The organism is Flavobacterium sp. LK-23, from assembly GCF_058135255.1.
In genome coordinates, this window is the sequence record NZ_JBYUVT010000010.1 from 151,371 (window position 1) to 176,081 (window position 24,711).

Annotated in this window: 19 protein-coding genes; 10 read left to right on the forward strand and 9 right to left on the reverse strand. The window is 35.3% G+C overall.

What is annotated here, in order from left to right; translation table 11 throughout:
* The first annotated feature begins 5 nt into the window (after positions 1-5).
* Both AC3Y25_RS15885 and AC3Y25_RS15890 read left to right on the forward strand, forming a co-directional pair.
* Complete coding sequence (locus tag AC3Y25_RS15885; protein WP_489903397.1) at positions 6-1,412, forward strand: efflux transporter outer membrane subunit; 1,407 nt, start codon at positions 6-8, stop codon at positions 1,410-1,412.
* Between the two features lie 180 nt (positions 1,413-1,592).
* The gene (locus tag AC3Y25_RS15890) at positions 1,593-2,078 is read left to right on the forward strand and encodes a hypothetical protein (protein ID WP_489903398.1); all 486 of its coding nucleotides are present in this window, start codon (positions 1,593-1,595) and stop codon (positions 2,076-2,078) included.
* A 412-nt stretch (positions 2,079-2,490) separates the two neighbouring features.
* Here the strand turns inward: AC3Y25_RS15890 and fucP are convergent, their stop codons facing one another.
* The 7 genes from fucP to AC3Y25_RS15925 all read right to left on the reverse strand — a co-directional run bounded on the left by fucP (position 2,491) and on the right by AC3Y25_RS15925 (position 10,511).
* A complete protein-coding gene (fucP, locus tag AC3Y25_RS15895) occupies positions 2,491-3,795 on the reverse strand; it encodes an L-fucose:H+ symporter permease (protein WP_489903399.1) in 1,305 nt (434 codons plus the stop codon).
* 195 nt (positions 3,796-3,990) lie between these two features.
* Positions 3,991-4,431, reverse strand: a complete 441-nt coding sequence (locus AC3Y25_RS15900) for a MaoC/PaaZ C-terminal domain-containing protein (RefSeq protein ID WP_276173181.1) — start codon at positions 4,429-4,431, stop codon at positions 3,991-3,993.
* 96 nt (positions 4,432-4,527) lie between these two features.
* Entirely contained in the window at positions 4,528-5,601 is a 1,074-nt protein-coding gene (locus AC3Y25_RS15905) for a Gfo/Idh/MocA family protein (protein ID WP_489903400.1), read from the reverse strand.
* Positions 5,602-5,634: 33 nt separating this feature from the next.
* Positions 5,635-6,891, reverse strand: coding sequence for an extracellular solute-binding protein (locus tag AC3Y25_RS15910; protein WP_489903401.1), 1,257 nt, complete (start codon positions 6,889-6,891; stop codon positions 5,635-5,637).
* On the reverse strand, positions 6,891-8,030 hold the full coding sequence (locus tag AC3Y25_RS15915) for a CaiB/BaiF CoA transferase family protein (protein WP_489903402.1): 1,140 nt from the start codon (positions 8,028-8,030) through the stop codon (positions 6,891-6,893). The genes AC3Y25_RS15910 and AC3Y25_RS15915 overlap by 1 nt, the downstream gene beginning before the upstream one ends.
* 187 nt (positions 8,031-8,217) lie before the next feature.
* Positions 8,218-9,366, reverse strand: coding sequence for a CaiB/BaiF CoA transferase family protein (locus tag AC3Y25_RS15920; RefSeq protein WP_489903403.1), 1,149 nt, complete (start codon positions 9,364-9,366; stop codon positions 8,218-8,220).
* Positions 9,363-10,511 carry an ABC transporter substrate-binding protein gene (locus AC3Y25_RS15925; protein WP_489903404.1) on the reverse strand — a complete coding sequence of 383 codons (1,149 nt, stop codon included), beginning with the start codon at positions 10,509-10,511 and terminating at the stop codon, positions 9,363-9,365. Before AC3Y25_RS15925 ends, AC3Y25_RS15920 begins: the two co-directional genes overlap by 4 nt.
* Positions 10,512-10,877: 366 nt before the next feature.
* Here AC3Y25_RS15925 and AC3Y25_RS15930 point away from each other — a divergent pair, with 366 nt between their 5' ends.
* The 4 genes from AC3Y25_RS15930 (at position 10,878) to AC3Y25_RS15945 (ending at position 14,601) form a co-directional block, all read left to right on the forward strand.
* Positions 10,878-11,732 (forward strand): fumarylacetoacetate hydrolase family protein, encoded by an 855-nt coding sequence (locus AC3Y25_RS15930; protein ID WP_489903405.1) that lies wholly within the window; start codon positions 10,878-10,880, stop codon positions 11,730-11,732.
* An 18-nt stretch (positions 11,733-11,750) separates the two neighbouring features.
* Positions 11,751-12,764 (forward strand): zinc-binding alcohol dehydrogenase family protein, encoded by a 1,014-nt coding sequence (locus tag AC3Y25_RS15935; RefSeq protein WP_489903406.1) that lies wholly within the window; start codon positions 11,751-11,753, stop codon positions 12,762-12,764.
* Between the two features lie 202 nt (positions 12,765-12,966).
* Entirely contained in the window at positions 12,967-13,764 is a 798-nt protein-coding gene (locus tag AC3Y25_RS15940) for an SDR family oxidoreductase (protein WP_489903407.1), read from the forward strand.
* Between the two features lie 6 nt (positions 13,765-13,770).
* A complete protein-coding gene (locus tag AC3Y25_RS15945) occupies positions 13,771-14,601 on the forward strand; it encodes an amidohydrolase family protein (protein ID WP_489903408.1) in 831 nt (276 codons plus the stop codon).
* A gap of 329 nt (positions 14,602-14,930) precedes the next feature.
* On the opposite strand, the gene AC3Y25_RS15950 is transcribed toward AC3Y25_RS15945, so the two are convergent.
* Positions 14,931-16,607 carry a glycoside hydrolase family 28 protein gene (locus AC3Y25_RS15950; RefSeq protein ID WP_489903409.1) on the reverse strand — a complete coding sequence of 559 codons (1,677 nt, stop codon included), beginning with the start codon at positions 16,605-16,607 and terminating at the stop codon, positions 14,931-14,933.
* Positions 16,608-17,039: 432 nt separating this feature from the next.
* Here AC3Y25_RS15950 and AC3Y25_RS15955 point away from each other — a divergent pair, with 432 nt between their 5' ends.
* From AC3Y25_RS15955 to AC3Y25_RS15970, 4 genes are all read left to right on the forward strand, one after another.
* The gene (locus AC3Y25_RS15955) at positions 17,040-19,547 is read left to right on the forward strand and encodes a right-handed parallel beta-helix repeat-containing protein (RefSeq protein WP_489903410.1); all 2,508 of its coding nucleotides are present in this window, start codon (positions 17,040-17,042) and stop codon (positions 19,545-19,547) included.
* Positions 19,548-19,729: 182 nt separating this feature from the next.
* Positions 19,730-20,794 (forward strand): Gfo/Idh/MocA family protein, encoded by a 1,065-nt coding sequence (locus AC3Y25_RS15960; protein WP_489903411.1) that lies wholly within the window; start codon positions 19,730-19,732, stop codon positions 20,792-20,794.
* Positions 20,791-22,371, forward strand: a complete 1,581-nt coding sequence (locus tag AC3Y25_RS15965) for a sodium:solute symporter (RefSeq protein WP_489903412.1) — start codon at positions 20,791-20,793, stop codon at positions 22,369-22,371. The genes AC3Y25_RS15960 and AC3Y25_RS15965 overlap by 4 nt, the downstream gene beginning before the upstream one ends.
* Before the next feature lie 101 nt (positions 22,372-22,472).
* A complete protein-coding gene (locus AC3Y25_RS15970; protein WP_489903413.1) occupies positions 22,473-23,396 on the forward strand; it encodes a hypothetical protein in 924 nt (307 codons plus the stop codon).
* Positions 23,397-23,452: 56 nt separating this feature from the next.
* Here the strand turns inward: AC3Y25_RS15970 and AC3Y25_RS15975 are convergent, their stop codons facing one another.
* Complete coding sequence (locus AC3Y25_RS15975; RefSeq protein ID WP_427874194.1) at positions 23,453-24,661, reverse strand: MFS transporter; 1,209 nt, start codon at positions 24,659-24,661, stop codon at positions 23,453-23,455.
* Positions 24,662-24,711 lie beyond the last annotated feature (50 nt).

Here is a 24,711-nt window from a genome sequence, read left to right on the forward strand (position 1 = left end):
GAAAAATGACGAATAGTTCAAATAAATATATTCTACTGGTAATAACAGCCGCACTGATTAGTGCGTGCTCTGTTACCAAGAAATACGAACGTCCCACTACTTTAAAAACAGATCAATTGTACCGTGATCAGTCTACAACCGATTCGACTACAATTGCAGACATGCCTTGGAATACCGTTTTTAAAGATGAAAAGTTAAACGCATTAATTCAAAAAGGTTTAGAACAGAACCTAAATCTGAAAAATGCAATTGAGAATATTGTTCAGGCAAGAGCTTCTTTACGCCAGAGTAAATTGGCTTATTATCCATCATTGCAATTGGATGCCAATGTAACGCACAACAAACAATCTCAGGCAGGATTAAACTTTCCGGCTGGAATCAATATTAATACCTTAACTACCACTTACAAATTAGGCGTTAGCAGTTCTTGGGAGATTGATGTCTGGGGAAAATTAAGCAGTTCTAAAAGAGCAGCTTTGGCAACCTATCTAGCTTCTGATGCTGCGAAACAAGCAGTTCAAACGCAGTTGATTGCCGATATTGCCAATAATTACTTCTTACTATTATCGTATGATGAATCGCTAAGAATTACGGAAGAAACGTTAAAAACTCGTATCGAAAACGTTGAAACTATCAAAGCTTTAAAAGAAGGAGCAATTGTTACAGGTGCAGCGGTTGTTCAGAGTGAAGCCAATCAGCATGCAGCAGAAGTTTTAATTCCAGACTTGAAACAAAGTATTCGTGAAACCGAAAATGCTCTAAATATTTTACTTGGGCAAGGGCCCGGGCCAATTGATAGAGGCGTTTTAGGAACACAGATTATTCCTGAAAAAATTGCAATCGGAATGCCTGCTCAGTTATTGAATAATCGTCCAGATGTCCGTCAAGCGGAATTTAATTTCAGAGTTGCTTTTGAGTCAACTAATTTGGCTAAAACGTATTTTTATCCAAGTCTGACGCTTACCGCAAGCACAGGATTTTCAAATTTAGAATTGAATGATTTCTTCAGCCATTCTATTTTTTATTCGATTATTGGAGGATTAACACAGCCTTTATTCAATAATGGCTTAAATAAAATGAGATTGACTACAGCGCAGTCACAACAATTACAAGCATACAATAACTTCCAGCAAAGTCTTTTAGTAGCAGGTCAGGAAGTTTCAAATGCCTTGTATGCGTATCAAATGGCTGTTGAAAAAGAAGATTCTAGAGCGAAACAAATTGCAGCTTTAGAAAAAGCAGTAGACTTTACGCAAGAACTTTTAGAATATAGTTCTGCAACTAACTATACAGATGTATTAACATCACAGCAAAATCTTTTAGCAGCACAATTGAACGGAGTTAATGATAATCTTCAAAAATTACAAGCTGTTATTAATTTGTACAGAGCGTTGGGTGGTGGTTGGAAATAATTGTTTATAATGATAAAAAACGTCTCAATTTTTTGAGACGTTTTTTTGAAATGTATATCGTTTAAAAAGCACTCTTCGTCGATTAGTTTAGTAATTTTGTATAATGAATGCTTTACACGCAAATTTTTGGCATTACTTTCGATTATTATCTATTAAGATTAACATTTAAATTCTAAAGACATGAAAAAGTTAGTATTCGCCTCAGTGCTTTTTATGAGTGCATTTTTTGCTCAAGCACAGGTATCTGTAAATGTAAACATCGGAACACCGCCTAATTGGGGACCACAAGGTTATGACGACAGCAGGTATTATTACCTACCAGACATTGATGTATATTATGATGTAAATCAGAGCGTATTTATTTACGATAATGGCGGAAAATGGATGCGCGAAAAAAGACTTCCGTCAAGATATAGAAGTTATGATTTATATTCAGGATACAAAGTAGTTTTGACTGATTATAGAGGAGATTCTCCTTATTACTATCACACAAAACATAGAGCCGAATATCCGAAAGGTTACCACGGAAAACCTCAAAAAAATAGAGGAGAAAAACCAAAAGGCAACAACGGAAATCATTACGGAAATGATAAAGATAATAAAGGAAAAAACAAAGGAAATAAGTCAGACAAGAACCACGATCACGGTAATGGCAAACACCATTAATAAACATGACTAAAAGAAAACGTCTCCAATGGGAGGCGTTTTTGATTTTTTATAGCCACAATACGAGCGATAGGAAATAACATAAGCAATTTCAAAAATTGACATTAATTTTTATTTTTTAAAGAATGTAATTTACACTAATTCATAGCTAAAATGAATTGCCTCCAGCTTTAGCTGGAGGTTACTAGATTCTAGATTTATTGGCTTTAGCCAAACTAGGCGCAAAAGTTTGGCTAAAGCCTTTTATTTGCATAAACAAAAAACCTCCAGCTAAAGCTGGAGGCAATTGATATTTAAATTTTTTATTAAAATAAATTTGTGCTAATTCGTGAAATTTGCTTCGCCTGTTCGCTATCGCTCGGGTTGTGGCTAAAAAAATCCTTTTTAATCCCAATAATGTGTGGCAAAAAAACTATTCAGAAACAGCTTTTACTTTATGTCCAAAAGCTCCAAAAGAAAGAATAATCAAAAAGCAAACCAACGGAATAATATATCCCGACTGAATATCATCATGATTCATATCGATTAAAGTTCCCATTCCGTATGGAATAATTGCTCCTCCAACAATTGACATTACCAACCATGAAGAACCCGTTTCTGTATTCGATTTTAAGCCTTTAATTCCTAAAGAGAAAATCGTAGGGAACATAATTGACATAAAGAACCCAATTCCTCCAAGAGCGTAGATAACCACAATTCCAGAACCGTAAATAGCTACTAAACAAAGTAAAACGCTCATGACGCAGTAGATTGACAATAAAACGTAATCTTTTACAAAACGTAAAAAGAATGTTCCAATAAAACGTCCTGCCATAAAAAGGAAACCATAAATTCCTAGATAATATCCAGCCGTTTTTTCGTCTAATCCAGCACCTTGCTGTGCAATTCTAATAAAGAAACTCGTAATACAAACTTGAGCTCCAACATAAAAAAATTGAGCTACAACGCCCCAGCTTAAATGTCTGAATTTTAAAACCGAGAAGAATCCTGGTTTAATTTCAGCTTCTGTATGAGTGGCTTTCATTGAAGGCAATTGTACGAAGTAGAAAACAATTGCAACCAAAACTAAAATACTTCCCAGTACGATATAAGGCATTTTTACAGAAGCTGCTTCGCCTAATAAATAAGCCGCTTTTTCTGCCTCAGGCATTGCTGCCATTTGCTCTGGAGTATGATTGGTTCCTGAAAGAATAAACAACGAACCTACAATAGGAGCAACCATGGCTGCCAATCCGTTGAAAGAAGCTGCTAAATTCAATCTTTTAGAAGAAGATTCAGCAGGCCCTAAAATTGCCGCGTATGGGTTTGCACTGGTTTCTAGAATCGTTAAACCACATCCTATTACAAATAGAGCAAATAAAAACAATTCGTAAGTTCTAGTATTAGCGGCTGGAACAAATAAAAATGCTCCGATAGCAAAAACTAACAATCCTGTGATAATACTGTTTTTATAACCAAATCTTTTAATCAGCATTCCCGCTGGAATTGCCATAATAAAATAAGCAAAAAATACAGAAGTATCAATTAGAGTAGATTGGCGATTGTTTAATTCACACGCTTTCTTTAGGTGCGGAATCAAAACAGAATCTAAATTGTGGGCCATTCCCCAAAGAAAAAATAGGCATGTAACTAGAATAAAAGGCAAAAGGTACTGATTTCCTTTTCCGCCTTCTGTCGGCACTTCGTGTTGATCGCCGGCTTGGTTTGTAATTTGCATTGTTTAGATAGTTTTTTGTTATTTTTTAGGTTCAAAGTGACAAAGTGACAAAGGTTCAAAGTTTTTTAAAATTTTGTCGATTTGTGACAATCTTCTTTGTTTTTATCGAATTCGAAGTGGCAAAAGATTCATAGGTTCAAAGTTTAGAAACCTCTGTCACTTTGCAACTTTGTCTCTTTGTCACTTCTAGAAAAATTATTTTTTCTTTACTAAAAGTAAATGATCACATACCAAAACGACTTCACCGCGTTGATTAATGATTTCTACGTGTTCTGTTACAGTTCCCATTTCTGGATTTTTGGCTTCTCCTTTTTCAGAAATAGTAATTTCAGAGTGAATAGTATCGCCGATATGAACTGGTTTTACAAAACGCATTTTGTCGTAACCTCTAGAAAAAGCCTCTGGATTTATTTCCGAAGCGGTTAATCCAATTCCGATGGCAAACACCATGGTTCCGTGTGCGATTCTTTGTCCGAAAGGTTGTGTTTTGCACCATTCTTCATCCATGTGATGAGGGAAGAAATCTCCCGTGTGTCCGGCGTGAACTACGAAGTCAGTTTCTGTTATTGTTCTGCCTAATGTTACTCGTTTGTCGTCGATTTGATAATCTTCGAAAAAAGTCGATTTAAAATACATATTATAGATATTTTTTGTCGGCCCTACTTAAAAAATACGTTTGTTTTGAAGAAGGCTTAAATTTGTTTTTTTTGGTTTTGAAATATAGTGTTTTAATTACACTTCATCAAAAGAAATTCCGCCATTTTTACTGCTTACGTAGCATGCTTCTACAACCTTCATTGTACCTAAAACATCCTGAACGCTGGCAGATAATATTGACTCAGAACCTTCTTTGTAACGCATCAGATTAGACATTGCACCAATAAAAGCTTCTGGAAACCAAGAACCTTCCAGTTTTACTTCAGTCCATTCGTATTCATTTTTGTTATCTTTTTTCGGCAAAGCATACTCAAAAACGTCTGGTAAACCGTCAGGATAATTCATCAACAAGCCCATTTTTGCTTTAACCGCGCCCTTTGTTCCTTCCCATTTAATGTAGCTTTCTTCGTGTTTTGGACCAAAATGATGATCGTGATTCGTATTGATGACAACATGTTTATCTTCGCCATAATCTAAAATAATAGTAGATCGGCTCGATGATAATTTCTTAAGCGGATGTTTGGCTGTTTTTGCCATTATGCTTTTCGGATTTCCCAGAAAAGATCGAATACAGTCAATGTAATGCACACTGTGAAAAAGAATCTCCAATCTTGGGTGTTCTTTAATTAAAGGAAATAATTCCCAAGGCGTATTTACAGTAACTTTGAATTCTAAATCGTATAATTCGCCAATAATTCCCTGATCGATTAAATATCTCGCTGCGCTTACAAAAGAGGCAAAACGCAATTGGAAGTTGATTGCAGCAACGAGATTCTTTCTTTCGCAAACTGCTACAATTTCGCGTGCCTGAGCCAAATCATTTCCCATTGGTTTCTGAATCAAAACCGCAGCTCCGTCTGGCAATTGTTCTAAGATTTCGATGTATTGATCAGGTAAAACGGTAATATCGTAAACAGCGTTTGAAGGTGCATTTTTAACCGCATCTGCAACGCTTTCAAAAACATGATCAATTTTGAATTGTTTCTGTAAATCGTATGCTTTGGAAATGGTTCTGTTGGTAATACCAAAAACTTTAAAACCAGCCATTTCGTAAGCAGGAAGATGTGCATCTTTTACAATACCGCTCGCTCCAATAATCACAATGGGCTGTTCTGTTTGGGGAAGTAAAGGTTTATAGGGAATATTCATTTGTTCTATATTTTGAAATTAAGCCTGCCAAGTTTAATTTTTGACAGAGCCGTGTAATGTTGTTCCTTGACTTAATTCTCTAATTTTTTTCTGAGTTTCTTCTAAAAGTATTGCCGACGGAATTTCTGTTTCAATCGCTTTTAAAACCACACCATCAATAAGTTCAGCTACTTTTGGCCAGATTGGCGTTTGAGGCAGTGTCAATGCATTTTCATGAAGCATTTCGAGTTTATGATAAAACGGAATTAAAGTATTGATTTCTGCGTCTTTCCAAGTCGATTTTCTGCATCCGATTCCGCCTTCTGTGGTCAATAATTTGTCACTTTCTGGCGTAGTGGCAAATCGTAAAAAATCGTAGGCCAGTTTTTTGTGTTTGCTTCCAGAACCAATGGTATACAACCAATATACATTCAAAGAAGCTGTCTTATGACCTGGATCAGATGGGAGGGAAGTGATATCGATTTTTCCTTTTACTTTCGATTCCTCAATCACTTCGGCCATAGAAGCAAATCCGAACCAGTTGATTGCCATTGCAGCTTGTCCTTCGGAGAAAGCCAAACCTGCTTCAACCGAACCAAATTCTCTCGATTTAGGATGAACAGCATTTTTGTCATTGACCATTTTTCGATAAAAATCCAATGCTTTTATCGCCGCTTCGTTATGAATGTCAATCTGATTTTTTTTGTTTAATAACGAACCGCCGCGTGTCCATAACTGCAAACAAAAGTCAAAAACCATATTGTGTCCGTCGGGATAATTGGCAAAAACAGCACCGTATAAATTTTGTTCGGGACGATTAAAAAATGTTGCTATCTCTGAAAATTCCTGCCACGTTTTTGGAGTAGAAAGTTCGTAACCAAACTGTTCTTTAAAATTATCTTTTTCTGTCTGGTTTTCAAATAAATCTTTTCGGTATATCAAACATTCTGGACCGTCATGAAAAGGAAGTCCGAAAATGCCATTACTTAGTTTCTGCAAATGCAAAAGCGATTTATGCCATCCAAAAGGATAATTTTCGGGTGGATTTTCTCCAATTAACGAAAACAAATTAAGAACCGCATTCTCGTTTACAGCATCAAAAATCCAATCGGTATTGATATGCGCAATATCCCATTTTCCTTCTTTTAAACCTTTATCTGAAATTGTAGTTTCATACAAATCATGAAGTTCCAATGCAACCATTTCGGCTTCAATTTTTATATTGTTTTGAAGTGAAAATGCATCCCATAATTTTCGAAGTGTACTTTCGAAAGGATCGAATTTACGAACGGCGATTCTAATTTTTTCCATTAACAGTCAATAAATTCTTTAATAATTTTCTCGTTGTCCTGACCTAGTTTCGGCGAACCTTTTTCTGAAGTCAGATATTCGCCGTCAATTTTTATCGGACAGCGTGTAGTTTTATACGTATATCCATCCAACATTTCGACTTGCTGAGTGAAATTCAAAACCTTAAATCCATCTTCAGCAAATAACTGCGGATAGTTTAAAACTCCTGCGCACCAAATGTCGGCTGGTTCCAAAATATCCAACCAAAACTGTGTTTCCTGCGTTTGCAAATGATCGGCAAGAATATTTTTTATGTCGTCTCTAAGTGTAAATTTATTTTCAGGGAAAGCTAATAAAGCATCACATTTTAGCAAAGAAGCCAAAACAGGAATTGATGCCATTGCAAGCGCTAAATAACCGTTTTTGGTTTTGTAAATTCCGTATGGTGCGCCCAAATAAGCGTGTGCGTTATTGGTTTTAGTTCGAACTGGCAACTCGCCTCCATCATTAAAGAAGGTTGTAATAGTTTCAAACTGAAAATCAAATGCCGATTCAAGCATACTGACTTGAACTTGCGCGCCAATATTATGAGTTGCTTTTCTAAATAAAGCAGCCAAAATTCCTTGTGCCAAATGCGCTCCAGCAAGCATGTCCACAATTGATAATCCCATTGGAACTGGACCGTCTTCCTGATTGCCACTCAGCCAAGTTAAAGCGGTTAATGATTGTAAAAGCAAGTCTTGTCCCGGCAAATCTTTCAAATCTGGATGTTCTCCAAAACCCGAAATTGATCCGTAAATCACATTTGGATTAATGTTTTTTACGTCATCATAACTCAAACCAATGCGTTCCATAACTCCAGGTCTGAAATTATGCATGACAACGTCAGCTTTGGCTAATAATTTTTTTAGTTTTTGAAGTTCTTCTGGTTGTTTAAAATCAATCGCAAAAGATTCTTTGTTTCTGTTGATGGTATGAAAAACAGACGATTCGCCATTCATAATCAAATCAGAAGTATATAAAGTACGGCAGATATCTCCCGTTCCCGGTTTTTCAATTTTTATCACGCGCGCTCCCAAGTCGGCCAAACGCAAACTCGCCGACGGACCCGAAAGAAACTGACTGAAATCTACAATTAAATAATCTTCTAATGGTTTCATTTTTTTTATGTTTAACCGTTTAATCGGTTATGTGTTTAATCGTTTTTATTCAACAATTAAAAATCTAATTTGATCTGCTAAAATCTTTTTAAATCTGCGTGAAATACTTTTAGCGCATAGATTTTTTCACGCAGATTTGTGCAGATTAAAGCAGATTTGCACAGATTTTAATTTAAGCTGTTGCGTATCATTTAACTTGAATAAACTCTTTGTGTATGCTTAAATTATCTTGTCCTACTTTTGGCGCTGCTTTTTCACTTAACAGAATTTCTCCATCCAATTGAATCGGACTTCTTGTGGTTACCAAAGTTTCGCCTTCGGTATTTTTTACGGTTTGTTTCAGTTGTAATTCATTTACAAAAGGCTGATTATCCAGTTCTTCGTAATTGAAAACTTTTCCGCACCAAATGCCTTCTTTCTGCAGGATTTCAATCCAATAATCAGATGTTTGGGTTTGAATTCTTTCACTCAAAATCGTTCTGATTTCGTCACGTTTTTCAAACCAAAGATGTTTATCAGCGAAAGCGTTTAAATCCAGTCCTAAAGTTTTTCCAATGAAAAGTAAATCGCCCATTGCAAGAGACAAAAAGCCGTCTTGCGTTTGATAAACTCCATAAGGAGCGCTTAAAAAAGCATGTGCACTTCCTTTAATATCTCCACGTTCAGGTAATTGACCTCCGTCATTTAAGAAAGAAGTTATAGCTTCAAATTGTACATCCAAAATAGATTCCAATAAACTCACTTCTACCAAAACGCCTTTTTTAGTTTTAGCTCTTTTTAAAAGTGCTGCTAGAATTCCCTGTACAAAATGATTTCCGCACATTAAATCGGCTACAGCCAAACCAAAAGGAACTGGGCCTTGATTTTTGCGTCCGCTCAGCCAGCTTAACCCAGAAAGCGATTGCAATAATAAATCTTGTCCCGGTTTTTTTGCCCACGGACCTTCATTTCCGTAACCTGTAATGGTTGCGTAAATAATCTGTGGATTTATAGAAAGGGTATTTTCAAAATCTAAACCGATTTTTTCCATCACTCCAGGTCTGAAATTATGTGTCATAATATCAGCCTTTTCAATAAGTTTTTTAATTAAAACCAAATCGTCAGGATTTTTCAAATCGGCTGCAAAAGATTCTTTATTTCGGTTTATGGTATGAAAAAGCAAACTGCTATCGTCTACAAATAAATCTTTGATGCTCAATTGTCTGCAGGCTTCACCTTTTACAGGACGTTCGATTTTGATAACGCGTGCGCCCAAATCGGCTAGTTTTAATCCAGCTGAAGGTCCTGCTAAAAACTGGCAGAATTCCAAAACAATTAATCCTTCTAAAGGTCTCATACGGTCTGGATTTTTAGAGATTCCGCGTAAAGCGAATTCATTTCTTCCAATACTTTTAGTTCGTCTCCGCCGTTCATCAAATAATTACGAACCACATCTCCAGCATGATCTTGGAAATACATGTGACCGTAATATCTCGGACGAAGGAAAGCGCGCTCTAAAGCTGGCAACGTATTTTTAAAATAATCATGCGTCACGCTGTTAATTCTGTCGCTTTTCCAAGCTTGTAAATGTCCTGGCTGACCGCCGTTATCCGTATAAATATTTTGCTGTACTTGTGATGAACAAGTAAATTCAGCGTATTTTATGGCAGTTTCAATATGTTCGCTGAATGAAGAAACAGCCAACCCAGTTCCTCCCAAAGAAGAAATCATCGGACTGTCATTCAATTTTACTAAATCATAAAAATGTAAAAGGTTTTGGCTGTAGCCAATGCGAGAATAATTAGAATAACCATAAGCAAACGGGCAATACGCAATTTCGTCTGAATTGACCATCGCCTCATAAACCTGAATTGGATTACGGTTAAAGTTAGCTGGATCAATCAACTGCGCCAGTTCTCTAAACATTTGAAGCGCTTTGATTCCTGTGGTCTCAGAAATCACTTTTTCTTCCGAAAGAAAAGGAGCTTCGCCTAAACTGCAGCAAAACATATAAAAACTCATTAAAACATCTACCGGAATTCCAGCGAAAGCGACTAAACCTTTTTTCGCTAAAGCCAATAAATCCTCGTAGGTTTTTGGAACTTCTAAATTATTTTTTTGTAAAATATCCAATCGGGCAGAAGCAACAGGAGTTGCAGCATCAATTGGTAATGCCCATAATTTGTTATGAAAAACATAACTTCCGTATGATTTTCCGACAGTATTAGTTTCTTGGTCTTTAATATATTCGTTTGACAAATAATCAGATAACGGTAGAATCGCTTTGGTCTGAGCTCCAAAACCTGTCCAAGGATGATCAATAACCAATAAATCGAATCTTTTGGCTAAGTCTTCGATTGAGGCATCGGCAAATTCTTGTAAGCTTCTTTTCTCCCAAGAAATTTCAACATCAGGATGTAATTCTGTAAAACGCTGTGATGTAGCAACCATTGGAAGCAAACCTCTTGTATGGTTCCAAGTTATGCCTTTTAATTTTATCATTTTTATATAGGAATTTTTGAGTAGTGAAATCGATTGAAATAATAAATGTAAAAAATACAATTACAAAAGTAGAAATAAGATTTAAATGAACAAGGAATCCGTTCTTTTTAAGAAATCTTTTTTACATAAAGTGATAATTAGTGATAGATTTTTTACAAACCGTCTAAAAAATGTTATAAAAATTTAAAGTTTAGTCATTTTCATTAACGGAAAATAAAATATGTCTCTAAAATTAATTTTTAAAAAGTACTTTTGTAATTGTAAATTTTACATTTATTAATTTTGCTTTACTCATTTTAAGGAATTATAAATCTGTAAATGAAGAATTGCCATAAAATATAAACTAACAACTAAAAATATACGATTATGAAATTAATACGTTTTGGCGAAATCGGAAAAGAAAAACCTGGAGTTTTGATTGGAGAAAAAAGATATGATGTTTCTTCGATTGTAACCGATTTTAACGAAAGTTTCTTTGAAGAAAACGGATTAGAAAAATTACAAAAAGCATTAGAAAGCAATCCAACTTTACCAGAAGTAGAAGCTTCGGTACGTTTGGGGTCGCCTGTTGCACGACCTTCCAAAATTATCTGTATTGGATTAAATTATATCGATCACTGTAAAGAAACAAACGCTCCGATTCCGACAGAACCGATTATTTTCTTTAAATCAACAACTTCTTTGTGCGGTCCAGATGATGATTTGATTATTCCGAAAAATAGTGAAAAAACAGATTGGGAAGTAGAATTGGCTTTTGTTGTTGGAAAAAAAGCGAGTTATGTTGAAGAAGCTGAAGCTTTAGATTATGTTGCGGGTTATGCTTTATTGAACGATTACAGCGAAAGAGCTTTTCAGCTAGAGCGTGGCGGACAATGGGCAAAAGGAAAAGGTAGCGATACTTTTGCGCCTCTTGGACCATTTTTGGCGACAAAAGATGAAATCGCAGATGTGGACAATTTAAAAATGTGGCTAACGGTAAACGGTAAAAAATACCAAGACAGTAATACCTTAAATTTAGTTTTCAAGATTCCTTATCTGGTTCATTATTTAAGTCAGTTTATGACTTTGCTTCCAGGTGATATTATTAGTACGGGAACGCCTCCGGGAGTTGGTTTAGGAATCAAACCAGATCCGATTTACATTAAAGCGGGCGATGTTGTAGAATTGGGAATTGAAGGTTTAGGAACAAGCAAGCAGAAAGCTGTAGCATATCAAAAATAAAAATTAAGAAAGTATAAAATGAAATATATTGTTTGCGAAAAACCACAGGAATTTCTATTAAAAGAAACCAGTATTCCAGAACCAAAAGAGGGGGAAGTTTTATTGAAAATCAAAAGAATCGGAATCTGCGGAACTGATATTCACGCTTTTGGGGGAACTCAGCCTTATTTTGAATATCCAAGAATTTTAGGTCACGAATTAGCAGCTGAATATGTAAAAGGAAATACAGCAGGATTTAAACCTGGTGATAAAGTAACTTTTATTCCGTATTTCAACTGCGGAAAATGTGTTGCGTGTCGAAACGGATTGACAAACTGCTGTGTAAATATCAAAGTTTTCGGAGTTCATATTGATGGCGGAATGGCTGAATATGTTTCGATTCCAGAACAATATTTACTTCACGGTCAAGGTTTAGATTATGATGAATTGGCCTTGGTTGAACCGTTGGCAATTGCAGCGCACGGAGTTAGAAGAGCAGCAGTAAAACCAACTGATACCGTTTTGGTAATGGGAGCAGGACCAATCGGAATTGGTTTGATTCAGTTTGCTAAAATTGCAGGAGCAAAAGTAATTGTAATGGATATCAATGATTACAGATTAAACTTCTGTAAAGCAGAACTAAACGCAGACGAAACAATTAATCCGTTAAACGATGACGTTGTTCAAAAGTTAGTTGAATTAACAAACGGCGACATGGCTAATGTGGTAATTGATGCAACAGGAAACCAAAAGGTAATGAACAGCGCTTTTAATTATATTTCGCATGGTGGAAGATTTGTTTTGGTTGGACTTCAAAAAGGGGAATTAAGTTTCAGCCACCCAGATTTCCACAAAAGAGAATCGACTTTAATGAGCAGTAGAAATGCAACGATCGAAGATTTCGAATATGTAATGAAATGTTTGAAAGAAGGCAAAATCGATCCGAAAAAATACATCACACATAGAACGAGTTTTTCTGAAATGATTACTGATTTTGGTAAGTTGATTGATCCGAAGAATAATGTGATTAAAGCATTAATTGAAATAGACTAAAAGTATATTGTAAAGTACTGTTTGCTGAATAAATATTGAACACATAGAAACATAGATTTTTATTGTTTGTAAAAGAGAATAAAAAAGAAACTAGTTTCTTAACACATAGCTATGTGTGTTAATGTAAGTGAAACGCCTTTTATTAAGTTTTAAAAATCTATGTTTCTATGTGTTTAAAAATAAATCTCAAATACCCACAAAAATGGATTTAAATTTAAAGAATAAAATAGTTGTCGTTTCTGGCTCTGCTGGAAAAGAAGGCAGTATCGGAGAAACGATTGTAAACAGATTAGCCGATGAAGGTGCAATACCGGTTTTAGTTGATAGAAATGCGAGAGGTTTCGAATACGTGGAAAGACTTCAGAATAGAGGCGTTAATTCCTTATTTGTGCAAACTGACGTAACCGACCCTGTTGCAATAGAAAATGCTGTAAAAGTAATCGGAGCTAAATATGGAAGAATCGATGCTATAATTAATAATGTTGGTGTAAATGATGGTGCAGGATTAGATTCAAGCTACGAGGAATTTATGGATTCTTTGAAACTGAATGTGGTAAGTTATTTTCTTTTAGCTAAATATTCCCTTCCATACTTAAAAGAATCAAAAGGAAATATTTTAAATATTGGTTCAAAAGTGGCTTTAACAGGTCAGGGCGGAACTTCTGGTTACGCTGCTGCGAAAGGTGGAGTTTTGGGCTTAACTAGAGAATGGGCAGTAGATTTGATTCAGTACGGAATTCGTTCGAATGCCATTATTATTGCTGAAAGTTATACGCCTGCTTACGAAGATTGGATCAAAACATTGCCAGATGGCGAAACTGTTTTGAATAAAATCAATAAAAGTATTCCGTTAGAAAGTCGTATGACTAAAACAGAAGAAATTGCAGATACGGCTCTTTTTGTCATTTCAGAAAAATCATCGCATACTACAGGACAATTTGTTTTTGTGGATGGAGGTTACGTACATTTAGACCGCGCTTTAATCAGCGATGTTAACTAAGAAATTATGAGTAAAAGAATAGATTCCCATCAGCATTTTTGGAAGTTTGATCCCGTTCGTGACAGCTGGATCGATGAAACCATGCAGAATATCCAAAGAGATTTTCTTCCTGGAGATTTAGAACCTTTATTAAAAGAAAACCAGTTTGAAGGTTGTGTTGCTGTTCAAGCAAGCCAATCGGAAGAAGAAACTCATTTTTTATTGGATTTGGCTTCTAAAAATGATTTTATAAAAGGTGTTGTCGGTTGGATAGATTTGCGAAATGAAAACATTGAAGAACGTTTGCAATTCTTTTCAGATCAAAAAAAGCTGAAAGGTTTTAGACATGTTGTTCAAGGTGAAGCGGATGATTTTATGTTTGGAGCAGAATTCAGAAATGGAATTCAAGCTTTAAAGCCATTTAATTATACTTATGATATTCTGATTTTCGAACGTCAATTACCAGCAGCAATAAGTTTGGTAAAAGATTTTTCAAATCAAAAGTTTGTAATCGATCATATTGCCAAACCAGATATTAAATCAGAAACTATTTATACTTGGAAAAGTGGCATTGAAGAAATTGCAAAATACGACAATGTTTGGTGTAAAATTTCGGGAATGGTCACGGAAGCCGATTGGAAAAATTGGAAACCAGAAGATTTAAAACCATATTTGGATGTAATCTTTGAAAACTTTTCTATTGGCAAATTAATGTTCGGTTCAGATTGGCCAGTTCTTAATGTTGCTTCAGATTATAACGAAGTAGTAAAAACTTTAGAAGATTATATTTCGAAGTATTCTATTGAAGACCAGAATAAGATTTGGTTTGAGAATGCGAATAAGTTTTATGAGTTATAAGTCAGCTCATAGATTATAAGAGCCTGAAAGGCTCACATCATGAACACTGGGCAACGCCCAGTGACAGCAAATAGCAAGAAGTAAAAAAGCCCTGAAGGGGCGTAAGCAATTACATGACAATTAATGCTTACGCCCTTTCAGGGCTTTATTATGCAGGTCTATATCACTTCATAGGGCGTTGCCCTATGGTGATGCTTTGAGGCCTTTGGCCTATTATTAGAATAATAAAAAAATATAACCATTGGTTTCAACCACTGGAACACAATGCTAGACGTTACAATATTGCGTCCCTGTGGTTGAAACCACGGGCTATTTTTTGAAATTGATTCTTAAAACTTAACCGCTTTTTTAGGAACGTTTTTATCAACAGTTGTCGCCTTAGAAAAATTAATCTTAGAACCACTCAAATCAATATTCTTACTCGCTTCACCATTAATCGTAATAGCATTTGAGGAAGAAGGATTAAACTCGATATTTTTCAAAGAAAGGTTTTTAGTATTATAAATTTCAAAAGCATTCTTCGCTTCGATATCCAATTGTGCGTTGCTGATTTTAATTCCGTTAGCATCAATTATAGAAAATCCTTTTTGTGCTTTCGCAATCAGGTTTGTGATTTCAATATTTTCTAAGTTCATTTCAGGAAGACCTTGTAAAAATACCGCTTGCTGAGCGCCTTTGATTGTAATGTTTTTGATTACGATATTTTTAAACTGAGGCGTTTCTTCGTTTACGGGAATTGCTTTTGTGCTAACAGTATTTCCGCCTTCTGCTAAAGTTTCAGCGATCGATTTTCCTCCATAATACAAATCGAATGAAATGGCTTGTGACGGAATATCAGTCATAAAAACGTCTGAGATATAAATGTTTTCTACAACACCGCCACGTCCGCGAGTACTTTTAAAACGAAGTCCAACATCAGTTCCCATAAAAGTACAGTTAGAAACGTGCAGGTTTTTTACACCGCCAGACATCTCACTTCCAACCGTAACACCGCCGTGTCCGTGATATACGATATTATTTTTTACAATAATATTTTCGCAAGGAACACCTCTGTCACGTCCGTCTTTATCTTTTCCAGATTTGATACAGATGGCATCGTCACCCACATCAAAACTTGAATTTTCGATAACTACATTTTTACAAGATTCTACATCAAGTCCGTCACCGTTTTGAGAAAACCACGGGTTGCGAACGGTTATATTTCGAACAATTAAATCTTCAATTAATAGAGGGTGAATATTCCACGCAGGAGAATTTTGGAAGACAGGTCCGTCAAACATTACACGTTTACTATTTTGAATGCTGACCAATACTGGACGAAGGAAATCATGAATCGCTTCAAAATCTTCTTTAGTTTTCAAATCATGACGAATATTCTGATCTGCACCTTTAGCCCCTTTTAAATATTGTTCAGAAGGATACCAGCTGTCTTTTTTTTCGTTTAAAACCCCGCCAGAAGCCACAAATTTCTTCCATTGCTCGTCTGTTAGTTTGCTTTTTTTAACTTGTCGCCAAGCTTCACCAGAACCATCCCAAACGCCATTTCCAGTAAAAGCTATATTCTCTAAGTTTTTACCATAAATAGGAGAGATGCATCGCCAAGTATTTATACCTTCAAAACTGGTTTCGATAATTGGATATAAAGTTTTGTCTGTTGAAAATTTAATTAAAGCGCCAGTTTGAGCATGAAGTTCAATATTGCTTTTTAAGATAATCGGTCCCGTCAGCCAAATCCCAGGAGGAATAATTAATTTTCCACCGCCTTTTTTAGAAAGTGCATCAATAGCATCAGCAAAAGCTTTAGTATTTAAAACATAACCGCCATTTACTGCTCCAAAGTCTTTTAAATTCACATTGTAATTCGGGATTGCAGGTTCTTGGACTTCAGCCATTTTAAACTCAATATTTTTATAAGTATCGGCACTTTTTTGTGCAGAAACTGTATTGAAACTCAAAGCAAAAGAGGCGAGAGCTACGCATAAAAGGTTTTTTCGGTTAGTTTTCATTCGTATTGTATTATAGTTAAAAGTTTTTTTCGGGAAACCAATCCATTATCAAATCAATTTTTTACTCGTTGAATTATTATTCAATAAATAAAATTTTGCATTTTTAATTTGAAATATTTAATGTAATCGATTACACAAATCTATTAAAAAAATAATACGAAATGACAGTTTTATAGACTTTATCACAGATTTTTTGTGAATTTAACTTTTTTTGTTTGCGAAATCAGAAAATAACAGAAAGCCAATTTTTGAAGCATTCGGTCTTAAAGGCAATATTACAGGAGGGTACAGGATGCTTGTAATTTTATATTCTTTTAAATTGTCCCTGTTATTTGGTAAAAGTGTTAAAAATACAATTATTTGTAAAAATTATAGCGCTTTAAATAAATGCCTCGTAATTTTAGCTTAAGAAAAAAATCAATACTATAAATAATGCGTTTAATTCCTTTCAACAAATTACTAGTCGTTTTTTTGATGATATTCTCGCTTTCGGCAAGTGGAGCTGAAATCTGGGTTTCTCCATCAGGAAAAGATTCTAACCTCGGAACAAAATCAAATCCACTGGCAACGGTTCATATGGCAATGCGAAAAGCCAGAGAACTTCGTCGTTTAAAAGATCCATCGATAAAAGACGGAATCCGAATCGTAGTAATGAACGGAACGTATTATTTAAACGAACCATTATTTGTAAGGCCTGAAGATTCTGGAACTGCAGAAAGTCCGACAACAATTGAAGCCGATGTAAATGCAAGACCCATTATAAGCGGTGGAATCGAAATTAAAAACTGGACAAAATCGACAACGGTTATCAACGGACTGAAAAAAGGTGCGGTTTGGGTGGCCGATGCTCCTAAAAAAGCAGGAAGTCTGATTGATTACAGGCAATTATGGGTAAATGGCAAAAAAGCCGTAAGAGCCAAAAATACTGCCGGAACTACAATGGAACGTATTTTATCTTGGAATCACGAAGAACAAACTTGTTGGATTCCGTTTAAAGATAAATCAGTGAAGTACGAACCAGGAATGGAAATGTTTATCGTACAATGGTGGTCAAACGCTAATCTTCGAATCAAAAATATCGAAGTTCAAAAAGATAGTGCCAAACTTTCGTTTGAAGAACCAGAAAGCCGTATTCAAAGCGAGCATCCGTGGCCTGCACCGTGGATTTCTAAAAACAATGGGAATTCAGCTTATTTTTTAAACAATGCTTTTTCGCTTTTAAACGAGCCTGGAGAATGGTATTTGGACAAGAAAAATGCTAAAATCTATTATATTCCGCGAGCTGGAGAAGAAATTAATTCGGCAATTGTAACTGCGCCTGTTTTAGAAAATCTAGTTGAAGTAAAAGGAACAATTGATTCTCCTGTAAGTCATTTTAGATTTAAAGGAATTTCGTTTCAGTATAGTAATTGGCTTCGTCCATCACAACAAGGTCATGTGCCGTTGCAATCTGGTTTGTATTTGTTAGACGCTTATAAATTGAAAGTTCCAGGAACACCAAATCAGGCGAATTTAGAAAATCAAGCTTGGGTGGGAAGACCTCGTGCAGCAGTTGAAGTAAATTATGCTAATAATATTCAGTTTGAATCGTGCCGTTTTGAGCATTTGTCTTCGACTGGTTTAGATTTAAATAAAGGAACAAATCACAATACTGTAAAAGGAAATTTATTTAAAGATATTGGCGGAAGTGCCATCAATGTTGGAGTTTTCTCCGAAGAAGCTTTTGAAGCACATTTGCCTTTAATCATAAAAGATGAAAGAGAAATGTGTTCGGATGAAGTGATTTCAGATAATTTAATCACCAACGTAACCAATGAAGATTGGGGAACTCTGGGAATCAGCGCAGGTTTTGTTCGAAATATTACCATTGAACATAACGAAATTTCAGATGTATCCTACTCTGGAATGGCAATGGGCTGGGGTTGGACGCACACGCCTAATGTGATGCAAAACAATAAAATTCTAGGAAATAAAATTCATCATTATGCGAAACATTTGCATGATGTAGCAGGAATTTACACGCTTTCGGCTCAGCCAGGAAGCCGAATCGAAGAAAATTATATTGATAAGGTTTATAACAGTCCGTATGCGCATGATCCGTTTTTATGGTTGTATTTGTATACAGATGAAGGAAGTGAAGGTTTTACAATTAAAAACAACTGGATTGCTGAAAAGAAAATCCTTAAAAATCATAACGGTCCAAAAGGAAATATCTGGGAACACAACGATCCTTATGTAAGTTCTAAAATAAAAGATGCAGCGGGAATCAGAGCGCCTTACAAAGATTTAGAAAAAGAAGTCGTAATCGATGAAAAATGGGGATTGCAGGAAATGCCAAAACCGTATGCGATCGAATTGATAGGTTCTGATTTTGATATCGAAAAAATCAAATCGACTTTGGTTGGGTTTAGAATTGTAGGTCAGGAGTTGTATCAATGGAAAAATCATTTGGTGATTTACGGAAAAATGAATCAGCCCGAAAGAACGAAACGAAAACTGGCTGGTGCTTTTCCTTCTTTAGAAATTAAAATCTATGAAGATCTAGTTTACGATTTCCAAAACTTCGAAAGATGTAAAGATTCAAAACCAGCATCAGATTGGGAAAATGTAGTTTTAACAGCCAATCTTCCTGCTGACGAAAAACTGCAAAAAGAATATGTAGAGTATCATAAAACGCAATTCGAAAAATGGCCAGAAGTAGCAAAAGGTTTCTGTAATGCCGATTTTCAGCAATTGCAGGTTTTCAAAAAAGACAGACAATTAATTTTAGTAATCAGTATTCCGAAAGGAGAAAATCTGGATAAATTAAATCCGAAAACAACGCAAAACAATCCTCGTGTAGACGATTGGAATGCCTTAATGAAAAAATACCAATCAGGAATTGAAGGCGCAAAACCAGATGAAACCTGGATTTTCTTGAATAAAGTTGAAACGAAATAAAAAGAGATAGCCACGACTCGAGCGATAGCGAACAGGCGAAGCAATTCACGAATTATTTTTTGAAAATCTTTGCGATTATTTTTTCGAATAATTCGAATTAATATTACATCTAGATTGTAAAAAAATAATTCGTGAATTCGTGGCTAAAAAAAAATAACTATCAAAAACCTAAAATAACAACAATGTTAAAAATAGCCATTCTGGGACTTGGAGAAGGACGAAGCACAATGTCGGCCGCTATAGAAAGTTCAAAACTAGAACTCGTTAAAATATGCGACCGAAACGAAGAATTGTGTAAACAGCGAGCAAAAGAATTCGATTTTCATTCGTACACCACTAATTATGACGATTTATTAAACGATTCGTCAATTGATATTATAGCGATTTATACGCCAGATCATCTTCACGCACAACATGTAAAACAAGCTTTATTAAGTGGAAAACACGTTGTATGTACAAAACCTTTTATAGATGATCTTTCGGATGCCAAAGAGCTTTTAGAATTAAGCAAATCAACTGGAAAGAAAGTTTTTATTGGGCAAAGTTCCCGTTTCTTTGAACCTGCCAAAAGACAAAGAGCTGATTATGAAGCAGGCTTAATTGGAGACTTAATCACCATTGAAGCCCAATATCATGCCGATCACAGATGGTTTTTAAAGAAAGAATGGTCGCTTTTGCAATCGTTTAAATGGCTGTACGGAGGTTTGAGTCATCCTGTAGATTTTATCAGATGGTATTTGCCGAATATTCAGGAAGTAATGGGTTACGGAATGATTAGCAGTAACGGACAAAATGCAGGTTTAAAAAATGAAGATACGATGCATTTTATCTTCAAAGCAACCGACGGAAGAATTGCCCGTGTAAGCGGTGTTTATACTTCGCCGACTCAGCCTGCACAACGCGACAGCGGAATGAGTACAATTCTGCGTGCTACAGAAGGAGCAAGCCAAGCCGATTATCATGAATTGCGTTATGCCGTTACAGACAAAACTGGCGAAGAAAAAGTGATTACTTGGGGCGACAGCACGATAAAATATTATTTCCGTTTTGAAGGACAAAGCCATCACGGCGGGGAATATCAGAATTACTTGGAATATTTTGCAGATAGTATCGAGCAGGGTTTTGAAGCGTATCCAAACATGGAAGAAGGAATTGGAACCGTGGCTTTATTACAAGCAATGGACAAATCTTTGCAAACTGGAATGCCGGTTAAAATTGCCGATATTCTTAACGAATACGGACTATGAACAGTATCTACGATAAATTAACCACGCTCGATTTTGTAATTGTTGCGGGTTATTTAGTGGCTTTATTAGTCATTGGGTATGTGGTAAGTATGAAACAAAGAAAGAAAAATGAAACGCTTTTTCTGGCAGGAAACTCCTTAAACTGGTACAGCATCGGGTTTAATATGTGGGGAACTAACGTTGGACCTTCGTCATTACTGGCTTTTGCGAGTATTGGTTACGCTACGGGAATTGTAGCGGGAAATTTCGAATGGTACGCTTTTGTGTTTTTACTGCTTTTGGCAATGGTTTTTGCACCAAGATATATTGCGAGTAAAGTAAGCACTATGCCCGAATATATGGGAAAACGCTACGGCGACAGTACGCAGAATATTTTGGCTTGGTACGCTTTAGTAAAAATATTAGTAAGCTGGCTTTCTTTGGGATTATTTAGCGGAGGCGTTCTAGTACGTCAGATTTTAGGAATCCCGATGTGGCAGAGCGTTACCGTTTTAGTGATTTTCTCTGGAATTTTTACATTTGCTGGAGGATTAAAAGCAATTGCCAAAGTGAATGTTTTTCAGATGATTCTGCTGATTGTAGTTTCATTGACTTTGTCTTATTTAGGTTTACAAAAACTAGGAGGAATCGATGTTTTAATTGCCAAAACACCTTCAAACTTCTGGAACTTAGTTCGCCCTTCAGATGATGCGCATTATCCGTGGCCTGCTATTTTGTTAGGATATCCTGTAGCAGCTGTTGCTTTTTTCTGTACAGATCAATCTATGGTTCAGAGTGTCTTAGGAGCGAAAAATCTGGAGCAAGGACAATTAGGAGTTAACTTTATTGGATGGCTAAAAGTAATGGCGTTGCCGCTGTTTATTCTTCCCGGAATTTTGTGTTATGCGTTATATCCAGAATTAGGAAGCAATTCTGATTTGGCTTATATGACAATGGTTACGAATCTTTTCCCAAGCGGAATGAACGGTTTGGTAATCTGCGTGATGATTGCGGTTTTGGTAGGAACAATTGGTTCTTCGTTAAACGCTTTAAGCACCGTTTTTACCAATGATATTTATGTGAAGAAAATTAACCCGACGGCGACGATTCAGGATCAAATTAAAATTGGCCGTTTAACTATTGCTGCTGGATGTGTTTTTGCAATTCTGATTGCAGTTGCGATTGACAATATCAAAGGACAGAATTTATTCAATATTTTTCAGGCCGTTTTAGGTTTCTTGGCGCCTTCGTTATCAGTTGTGTTTCTTCTAAGTGTTTTCTGGAAACGAACAACCAAAAAAGCTGTAAATGCAACACTTTCTTGGGGTTCTGCTTTTAGTTTGTTTGTTGGGGTTTTATATTTATGGATTTTCCCGGCTGATAAATATCAAGCCTGGCCTCACTTTTTATTGATTTCATTTTACATTTTTGCGGTTTTAATGATTAGTGCGGTTATTATTTCTTTAACTGATAGAAATCCTGAAGTGAATGTTTCAGATGAAACGGATATTCCTAAAACTAGTAAAAAGGTAAAGCTTTTATTTGGTTTGTTGGGATTGACGATTTTGGCTTTATATTTGTTTTTTAATGGGAATTAAAAATAGATAGTAAAAAGATTACTTTAATTTAAATATTTTGTAGTTTTTGTATTACATTTGTATCGCTTTTTTAAACAATGTTTAATGATAAAAATGTAATTATGTCAAAGAGTATAGTAGCGGTTTTAATTTTATCTCTTATTTCTATTCATAAAATTTCTTCACAGAATCAGAAGATTTTTATTACTAGTGTAAAAAAAGGAGACAATAGTGTAGAGTACAATTATACTAAATCAGTATTAGGAAATTATTTTGTAGAGTTTGATTTAGAAAGTGCTACAAATGTTCAAGATCTTTCTGCGTTTAGAAAAACTTACAATTTAAATTTAACGCAAGATTCGGGAACGCTTTTTAAATTAGATCCTATTGATAAAGAAAAACCAATCTATTGTTCCTATACGTATAGTTATAAAAAAGGTTCTATAAATCCGCAATTAGATAATTCTATTGTGTACTTTCTTCCATTTAAAGAGAATAAAGAAGTAGCAATATATGAGTCTTTTAGGTTTAATGTAAAACCTGAAATGTGGAAGAACTATGCCGTATATTCTAAAACGAAAGATACTATATGTGCGATGAGAAAAGGTGTAGTAACCGAGATAAGAAAATTTTCAGTTGCAGATAAAGGGAATACCATCTTTAGAACAGAAATTATAGTAGACCATGCAGACGGTTCAAATGCATCTTATATTGGTGTTGATGAAAAATCACTTTCTGTAAGGCTTAATGATCAAATCTACCCAGGTTCTGTAATGGGGGTAATGGATAATGTGGTTGATAATGATAACAATCATATTTTTAAATTCAACGTCTATTATTTCTCTGATGAAGAAGTAGAAGGAATAGATGGCAAAAAGGTTAAAATACTTGAAAAATCTGTGATGCCAGTTTTTTATACAGCAGAAGGATATCAAAATTTACGTAGCGATAAGAAGTACACTGTAAAATATAATGATGAAGTTTTTTCTAAAGAAATGACTTCTCAAGAAAAAGAAAAGTACAGTTCAAATAAGAAGTTATTGTAAAACAAAAAAGCTCTAAAATATTTTAGAGCTTTTTTGTTTTTAATATGTACAATATTTTAGTTTTTAATTTTCTTCTCAAGATTTGGTAAAAATCCTGTAATAACTCCAATCAAAGGCAGAAACGCACAAATCTTAAAGACATATTCAATACTAGTAGCATCGGCAATTTTTCCTAGAATAGCAGATCCTAAACCGCCCATTCCGAAAGCAAATCCGAAGAAAAGACCCGCTACAAGTCCAACTTTCCCAGGCAATAATTCAGTTGCATAAACCAGAATCGCTGAGAATGCCGAAGAAAGAATCAATCCGATGATTACAGATAAAGTTCCAACCCAGAATAAAGAAACATAAGGCAACATTAAAGTAAACGGAGCAACGCCTAAAATAGAAACCCAGATTACATATTTTCTTCCGTATCGATCTCCAATTGGCCCACCAATCAAAGTTCCTGCAGCAACAGCACCCGAGAACAAGAATAAATACACTTGTGACTGCTGAATCGTAATGTGGAATTTATCTATAAGGAAGAACGTATAATAACTCGTAATACTGCTCATGTAGAAGTATTTAGAGAAAATCAAAACCAAAAGAATAATCAACGAAGCAATTACTCTGTTTTTAGACAAATGATGCGTTTCGATTTGGTGAGAAGCTTTATTAGCATTTCTTTCCGATAAATGTGCCGTGTACCAAATCGCAATTTTATACAAAGCAAAAACACCAACTAACGCGATAATACAAAACCAAGCGATATAAGATTGTCCATGCGGAATAACGATAAAAGCAGCCAATAAAGGTCCGATAGCACTTCCAGCGTTTCCTCCCAATTGAAAAATAGACTGTGCCAAACCTCTTTTTCCGCCCGAAGCCAAATGCGCCACACGTGAAGATTCAGGATGGAAAATCGAAGAACCAATTCCGATTAAACTTACTGATAATAGTAAGTTGACAAAACTCGAAGCGATCGAAACAAAGAAAAGTCCAATCATTGTGAAACACATTCCCACAATCAGTGAATATGGTTTTGAGTTTTTATCGGTATACATTCCCACAAACGGCTGTAAAATAGAAGCAACCATTTGGTACGTCAAAGTAATAATACCAATTTGAGTAAAACTTAAACTGAAATTTTCTTTTAAAAGTGGATAAATTGACGGTACAACAGCCTGTAAAAGATCATTAATTAAATGAGAAAAACTAATGATAAATAAGATCGAATAAGTGGTTTTTTTAACTATGTCAGGATTTGCTTTAATAGTGTCCATGAGATATTTTTTGATTTTTAAATTAGGTTCAAAAACAACAGCTGTATTAT